At 68.7% G+C, this 6,065-nt stretch carries 9 protein-coding genes; 6 read left to right on the plus strand and 3 right to left on the minus strand.

Annotation, left to right across the window (positions count from 1 at the left end):
- Positions 1-108: 108 nt before the first annotated feature.
- Complete coding sequence (locus BMG07_RS27670) at positions 109-291, plus strand: DUF1127 domain-containing protein (protein ID WP_198087220.1); 183 nt, start codon at positions 109-111, stop codon at positions 289-291.
- A 76-nt stretch (positions 292-367) separates the two neighbouring features.
- On the opposite strand, the gene BMG07_RS27675 is transcribed toward BMG07_RS27670, so the two are convergent.
- Positions 368-940, minus strand: a complete 573-nt coding sequence (locus tag BMG07_RS27675; RefSeq protein WP_198087221.1) for a carboxymuconolactone decarboxylase family protein — start codon at positions 938-940, stop codon at positions 368-370.
- 137 nt (positions 941-1,077) lie between these two features.
- Between BMG07_RS27675 and BMG07_RS27680 the strand changes: the two genes are divergently transcribed.
- Genes BMG07_RS27680 through BMG07_RS45085 form a run of 3 tightly spaced genes read left to right on the plus strand, consistent with a single transcriptional unit; the run spans position 1,078 to position 2,661 of the window.
- Positions 1,078-1,395, plus strand: coding sequence for a helix-turn-helix domain-containing protein (locus BMG07_RS27680; protein WP_198087222.1), 318 nt, complete (start codon positions 1,078-1,080; stop codon positions 1,393-1,395).
- A 10-nt stretch (positions 1,396-1,405) separates the two neighbouring features.
- A complete protein-coding gene (locus BMG07_RS45080) occupies positions 1,406-2,134 on the plus strand; it encodes a cation:proton antiporter (protein ID WP_374221324.1) in 729 nt (242 codons plus the stop codon).
- Positions 2,134-2,661 (plus strand): cation:proton antiporter, encoded by a 528-nt coding sequence (locus BMG07_RS45085; RefSeq protein WP_374221325.1) that lies wholly within the window; start codon positions 2,134-2,136, stop codon positions 2,659-2,661. The genes BMG07_RS45080 and BMG07_RS45085 overlap by 1 nt, the downstream gene beginning before the upstream one ends.
- Before the next feature lie 24 nt (positions 2,662-2,685).
- On the opposite strand, the gene BMG07_RS27690 is transcribed toward BMG07_RS45085, so the two are convergent.
- Together BMG07_RS27690 and BMG07_RS27695 are read right to left on the minus strand one after the other, a co-directional pair.
- Positions 2,686-4,008, minus strand: a complete 1,323-nt coding sequence (locus BMG07_RS27690) for a heavy metal sensor histidine kinase (RefSeq protein ID WP_198087223.1) — start codon at positions 4,006-4,008, stop codon at positions 2,686-2,688.
- On the minus strand, positions 4,005-4,682 hold the full coding sequence (locus tag BMG07_RS27695) for a heavy metal response regulator transcription factor (RefSeq protein WP_198087224.1): 678 nt from the start codon (positions 4,680-4,682) through the stop codon (positions 4,005-4,007). Before BMG07_RS27695 ends, BMG07_RS27690 begins: the two co-directional genes overlap by 4 nt.
- Positions 4,683-4,759: 77 nt before the next feature.
- Between BMG07_RS27695 and czcI the strand changes: the two genes are divergently transcribed.
- The gene (gene czcI, locus BMG07_RS27700; RefSeq protein ID WP_307867094.1) at positions 4,760-5,218 is read left to right on the plus strand and encodes a cation efflux protein, CzcI family; all 459 of its coding nucleotides are present in this window, start codon (positions 4,760-4,762) and stop codon (positions 5,216-5,218) included.
- 95 nt (positions 5,219-5,313) lie between these two features.
- A partial coding sequence (locus BMG07_RS27705; RefSeq protein ID WP_198087225.1) for a TolC family protein occupies positions 5,314-6,065 on the plus strand: 752 nt, incomplete at its 3' end.

A 6,065-nucleotide genomic window follows, 5' to 3' on the forward strand; every position in this document is an offset into this window, starting at 1 on the left:
TCAGCGGCGGCATCTGGACATGCATCGTCTGATGCCAGCCCTCGGCAAACTTCCACAATGGCCTGTCGGCGCGCAAGATGGTGGGCTCATTCCCGTCAGGAGCCAGCCATGGAACGCTCATTTCCTGCCTTGCTGTCCGCCTTGTCGCTCGCCGTGCTGCGCTGGTGGTTCGCCCGCATGCGGGCCCGGCGTGAACGGACGCGGCAACGGCTGTCGTTGCGTCAGATGAGCGATCAGGAGCTCAACGATCTGGGCATCGGGCGCAGCGAGATCGAGGCGTGGGTGCGATGAGATCCATCAACCCATCGCGCCATCGTGGGCGCCCGGATGCTACCGGCTACCACCTTTGACGGCTGGCAGCCGGAATTCACCAGCGCGCCGCCCACTTCTCAAGCGGCACGCGCGCCGCGTTGCACACGTAGCTCACGGCGTGATACCAGCCCGCGAGCATCATCAGCTCGACCAGTTGCGCGTGGCTCCAGTGCGCGTTCAACGCCTGCCACAGCGCATCGTCCACATCGCTGCCGTCGTGCAACTGGTCGACCATCGACGCCAGCAGCCGGTCGCGCGGCGCGAGCAGCGACAGGTCGCCGTCTGCAGACGCCATCACCCGCCGGTCGGTCTCGCTGAAGCCGGCCGCGTCGGCGAAGCCGGTCCAGTGCACGCCCCATTCGTACTCGGCGCCGCAGCGGGCGCAGACCCGCAGGATGACGATTTCGCGCTCGCGCAGGCCGATGGCCGCCTTGCGCCCCAGCAGGTAGCGGCCGAGGTCCAGCGTGCGTTCGGCCAGGGCGGGGTTCACGGCCATCACCCGGAAAAGCGCCAGCACTTCGGGCGCCTGCGGCGGCGTCATGCGCCGCAGCAGCTCGCCGATGGTGTCGGGGTAGGGGGCTTCGAGCGGAGGGATTCTCGGGGTGCTGTCCGGTGCGACGGGGGCCATGCGCGTTTCCTTTCATAGAATGCGGTGAAATCGCTACGAAAATCGTAGCGTTTGACGCAGTCTATCGCTACGAAATGCGTAGCGCAAGCGCAGCCTTTCGCACACCCTTTGGAAACCGACACGCAAAGACCTCCCCCATGCAAGAAGAACAGCCCACCCCCTCGCGCCGCCCGATCATGCGGCTGCTGGAGCAGCTCGGCCGCAAGGGCACGCTGCGCATCCTCTGGGAGCTGCGCGACGGCCTGCCGCAGAGCTTCAGGGCGCTGCGCGTGAGCACCGACGACATGTCGCCCTCGGTGATGAACGACCGGCTCAAGGAGTTGCGCGCCGGCGGCGTGGTCGAACTCGTCGATGCGGGCTACGTGCTCACCGAATCGGGCGGCGAGCTCGTCAAGCGGCTGACACCGCTCAACCACTGGGCCAATCGCTGGTTCGAAGCGCCCGGGCCCAACTAACATCGGCCGCATGTCCACCACGTCCCTGCTGCTGCAACTCATCGTCATCCTGAGCACCGCGCGTGTCTGCGGCTGGGTGCTGCGCCACGTCGGGCAGCCGAGCGTGGTCGGCGAAATGGCCGCCGGGCTCATGCTGGGGCCGGTCGTCATGGGGGCGCTGTTCCCGTCGCTGCACGCGCAGCTGTTCTCCAGAGAGTCGCTGCAGGGGCTGTCGTCGCTGTCGACGGTGGGGCTGGTGCTGTTCATGTTCGTGGTGGGGCTGGAGCTGCGCGCGTCCAGGGGCGTGCGCGAGCAACTGCGCGCGGCGGGCTACGTGGGCGTGCTGAGCGTGGTCGTGCCGCTGGCACTGGGCATCGCGATTTCGCCGGTGCTGTACCCGACGCTGGCGCCGGCCGGTGTCGGCTTCTGGCCGTTCGCGCTGTTCATGGCGTCGGCGCTGTCGATCACCGCCTTCCCGGTGATGGCGCGCATCCTCAAGGACCGGGGCATGACGCGCACGCCCTTCGGCCAGCTGTCGCTCGGCGCGGCCGCGGTGGTCGACGTGTTCGCGTGGATCCTGCTGGCCTTCGTGGTCGCGCTGGTGGGCGCGGGCGAGGGCTACCAGGGGCTGCTGAAGACCACGCTGGGCATGGCCGTGGTGCTGTGCGCGCTGTTCTTCGGGCTCAAGCCGGCCTTTGCCTGGCTGCTGCGCACCAAGCGCCCGAGGGCGAACCTTCGACCACCGTCATGGCCTCGCTGATGATCGGCCTCTTGGTCACCGCGCTGGCCACCGAATGGCTGCACCTGCACGCGGTGTTCGGCGCCTTCCTGTTCGGCGCCTGCCTGCCGCGCGACGACCGGCTGCTGAAGTCGCTCAGCGAGCGCATCGAGCCGATTTCCATCGTCGTGCTGATGCCGCTGTTCTTTGCCTTGGCGGGGCTGGGCACTACGTCGAGCGCGTTCTCGGGCGCGGGCTTCGGCGCCATGATGCTCATCCTGGCCGTGGCCGCCTTCGGCAAGATCGCCGGCGGCGCGGTCGGCGCACGCATGGCCGGCTACGGCTGGCGCGACAGCCTGGCCACGGGCTCGCTGATGAACGCGCGCGGGCTGATGGAACTGATCGTCATGAAGATCGGCCTCGATGCGGGCCTGATCGGCCCCGAGCTGTTCACGATGCTGCTGGTGATGGCGCTCGCGACCACGGCGATGACGGGGCCGCTGATCAATCTGTTCATCGGCCGCAAGGCACCGGCCGTCGCCGATGCGGCGGCGCACGCCAAGCCCTGACCCGGGCCTCTTGCGAAGGCAGCGTCAGCCGCCGCGCAGCACCGTGAACCCGATGCGCGTCTCGCCGCCCTGGCTGGCCGCGAACACGCGTCCGCCGTGCATGCGCGCAATGGCCTCGACGATCGACAGGCCCAGGCCGTGGTGCCGGGTCGAGCCGTCGCGTGCGTGCGCGGCGCGGTAGAAGCGCTCGAACAGGCGGGGCAGGGCCGTGGGGTCGATCGGCTCGCCGCGGTTGACCACGGTGACGGTGAATTCGCGGCTGTCCTGCGCGATCTCGATGCGCACCGTCGAGGCCGGCGCGGCAAAGCGGATGGCGTTGCCCAGCAGGTTGAACAGGGCGCGGCGTATCAGCGCGGCGTCCACGTCGGCCATGGCGTCGCCCGCCACTTCGGCGCGCAGGCCGGCTTCTTCGAGCATGGCGTCGTAGAAGTCGATCACGTCGCCGGCCTGCACGGCCAGGCTCGTCGCCGCGCGCGTGCGCATCGGCGTGCCGCGCTCGGCCTGCGACAGGAACAGCATGTCGGTCACGATGCCCGAGAGCCGGCCGATTTCTTCGAGGTTGGACGCGAGCACCGCCTGCAGCTCTTCGTTGCTGCGCTGGCGCGTGAGCGCGAGCTCGGTCGATCCGATCAGGTTGGCCAGCGGCGTGCGCAGCTCGTGCGCCACGTCGGCGTTGAACGACTCCAGTTGCACATAGGCGCGCTGCACCCGCAGCAGCAGCGCGTTGAACTGGGTGATCCAAGGGCGCAGCTCTTCGGCGAAGCCCATGGCGTCGATCGGCAGGTTGGCCTTGTCGGGCGCCATGGCGGCGGTGCTTTCGGCCAGCGTCTTCAATGGCCGCAGCCCGCGCCGCACCAGCCACATGCCGGTGAGCGAGACCAGCGCGGTGCCCAGTACCACGGCGCCCAGCAGCGTCCATGCGAGCCGCCGCAGCAGCAGCGCCTCTTGCGCCATGTTCACGCCGATGCGCACCGACAGCTGCGTGGCGGGGGTGCGCTGCGACCACGGCACCTCGATGTCGCGCACCACCCAGCGGCCGCCGGCGGCGGGCGTGGACTCGAACAGCACCTGGCCCGCGTGCGAGATCGACAGCGTCACGTCGTCCTGCATCGAGAAGAAGTCGTCGAGCTTGTGGCGCAGAAAGGCCAGGTCGCCGCCTTTCTCTGCCTCGGTCAGCAGGTGCCGCACCAGCACCGCCTTGTTGTCGAGTTCTTCTTCCTGCTTCTGGCCGAAGCTCCATGCCGTCACGAGGTAGATCGCCAGGCAGATCACGCTGAGCCCGAACAGGGTCTGCGCGGCGAACCAGAGCGACAGGCGGCTCTGCAGGGAGTGCGGCCGGGGGCTCATGCCCAGGATCGGTCTTCCAGGACGTAGCCCATGCCGCGCACCGTGTGCAGCAGCTTCACGTCGAACGGGTCGTCGAGCTTGCTGCGCAGGCGCCGGATGGCCACTTCCACCACGTTGGTGTCGCTGTCGAAGTTCATGTCCCACACCTGCTCGGCGAGCGTGGTGCGCGACAGGATCTGGCCGCGCCGGCGCAGCAGCACCACCAGCAGCGTGAACTCCTTGGCCGTGAGGTCCAGGCGCACGCGGTTGCGAAAGCACTTGCGGCTGATGAGGTCCAGCTCCAGGTCGGCCAGCCGCAGCATGGTCGACTCCTGCGGCTTGCCCCGGCGCAGCAGCGCCTGCACGCGCGCCAGCAGTTCCGAAAAAGAGAAGGGCTTGACGAGGTAGTCGTCGGCCCCCTGCTGCAGCCCCTGCACGCGGTCTTCGACCTTGTCGCGCGCGGTGAGCACCAGCACGGGCACGTTCTTGGTACGCCGGATGGCCTGCAGAACGGCAAAGCCGTCGATGCCGGGCAGCATCACGTCGAGCAGGACCAGCGCGTAGTCGCCCTCGGTGGCGAGGTATCTCCCCTCGATGCCGTCACGGGCGATGTCGACCACGTATCCGTTCTCTTCGAGCCCCTTTTTCAGGTAGTCGCCGAGTTTGGGCTCGTCTTCGATAACAAGAATTCGCATGGGTGAATGGTATCGAAGCACTTTTGATGCCCCGGTTACGTTTTCGTAATCCTATTGACGGACAAACGCCCGAGCCCGTGTCATACATTGCGCAGGGCCTGCACATCGCAGGGACATTGCCGAAGGCCGCGACCAGGCCCGCCGATATACTTTTTGCCCACATGCGCCGCTGGTTCCTGATTCTTATGCTGTTCCTGCTTCCGTTCCAGCTCAGCTGGGCGGCGGCTTCAGCCTATTGCCAGCACGAGCGCGACACGCAGCCCCGGCACTGGGGCCACCACGAGCACGAAACCCGCGGCACCGACCGCAGCCACAGCGGCGAGGGCGCGCAGAAGAACTCCAGCACCCAGCCCAATGCCGTGGTCGGCGACTGCGCGACCTGCCATGTCGGCTATGCGCAGCATGTCGAGGGCAAGGCCGCGCCGGTGCTGTCCACGCGGCGGGTGGCCCAGCCGCTGCGCATCGTGCGGGCCGAGCGCTTCGACTCGCACATCTCCGACGTTCCGGTGCGTCCCGACTGGTCTCTCGCCGTCTGATTCGGCGAGAGAACACACACCCCTTCTGATCCACACCATCAGCTGAGCTCTCGCCGAATTCGTCCGTCCGTTGTTTCGCAACCCAGGAGAATTCGATGCGCACGCTCTTCGTGCCGCTGGCCGCTTTGGCCATGGCGGTGCCCCCGGCATATTCACAACAAGTCATCACACCGGCCACACAGGCCACGGCCGGTTCCTTGTCTTCCCCGTCAGTGCCTTCCAGCCCGGCCGCCCGGACGCTGGAGCCCGCGGGCTCCCTGACCCTGCGCAGCGCCGTGACCATGGCGCTGCAGGCCAATCCCGGCCTTTCCGCCGCGTCGCACGAGCAGGAGGCCACCGAGGCCGCCATCGTGCAGGCCGGCGCCTGGCCCAACCCCACGCTCGGCGCGCAGGTGGAAGACCTGCGCCGCGACAACCGCACCACCACCTTCCAGCTGAGCCAGCCGATCGAGCTGGGCGGCAAGCGCGCGGCGCGCGTGACGGCCGCACAGCGCGCGCGTGACCAGGCCGCATCGGCACTGGCGGGGCGCCGCGCCGAGATTCGCGCCGCCACCATCACCGCGTTCTTCGAGGTGCTGACCGCGCAGGAGCGCCTGCGCCTGGCGCAGGACTCGCTGGGCCTGGCGCAGACGGCCACCCGCGCGGCGGCCAATCGCGTGGCGGCCGGCAAGGTGTCGCCGCTCGAAGAAACCAAGGCGCGCGTGGCCGAGGCCGGCACGCGCGTCGAGCTGCTGCAGGCCGAGGGCACGCTGCGCTCGGCGCGCCAGCTGCTGTCCGCGCTGTGGGGCAACCCGAGCCCGCGCTTCACGCAGGTGGACGGCGCGGTCGATGCGCTGCCCGCCGTGGC

The organism is Variovorax sp. E3, assembly GCF_016082275.1.
Classification (GTDB): Bacteria; Pseudomonadota; Gammaproteobacteria; order Burkholderiales; family Burkholderiaceae_C; genus Variovorax.

What these genes read in the sequence shown, in the direction of transcription:
- BMG07_RS27695 (WP_198087224.1), bottom strand. Translation starts at nt 4,682, where the DNA reads ATGCGAATTCTTGTTATCGAAGACGAGCCCAAACTCGGCGACTACCTG.
- BMG07_RS45080 (WP_374221324.1), top strand. Translation starts at nt 1,406, where the DNA reads ATGTCCACCACGTCCCTGCTGCTGCAACTCATCGTCATCCTGAGCACC.
- BMG07_RS27690 (WP_198087223.1), bottom strand. Translation starts at nt 4,008, where the DNA reads ATGAGCCCCCGGCCGCACTCCCTGCAGAGCCGCCTGTCGCTCTGGTTC.
- BMG07_RS27675 (WP_198087221.1), bottom strand. Translation starts at nt 940, where the DNA reads ATGGCCCCCGTCGCACCGGACAGCACCCCGAGAATCCCTCCGCTCGAA.
- BMG07_RS27670 (WP_198087220.1), top strand. Translation starts at nt 109, where the DNA reads ATGGAACGCTCATTTCCTGCCTTGCTGTCCGCCTTGTCGCTCGCCGTG.
- BMG07_RS27680 (WP_198087222.1), top strand. Translation starts at nt 1,078, where the DNA reads ATGCAAGAAGAACAGCCCACCCCCTCGCGCCGCCCGATCATGCGGCTG.
- BMG07_RS45085 (WP_374221325.1), top strand. Translation starts at nt 2,134, where the DNA reads ATGATCGGCCTCTTGGTCACCGCGCTGGCCACCGAATGGCTGCACCTG.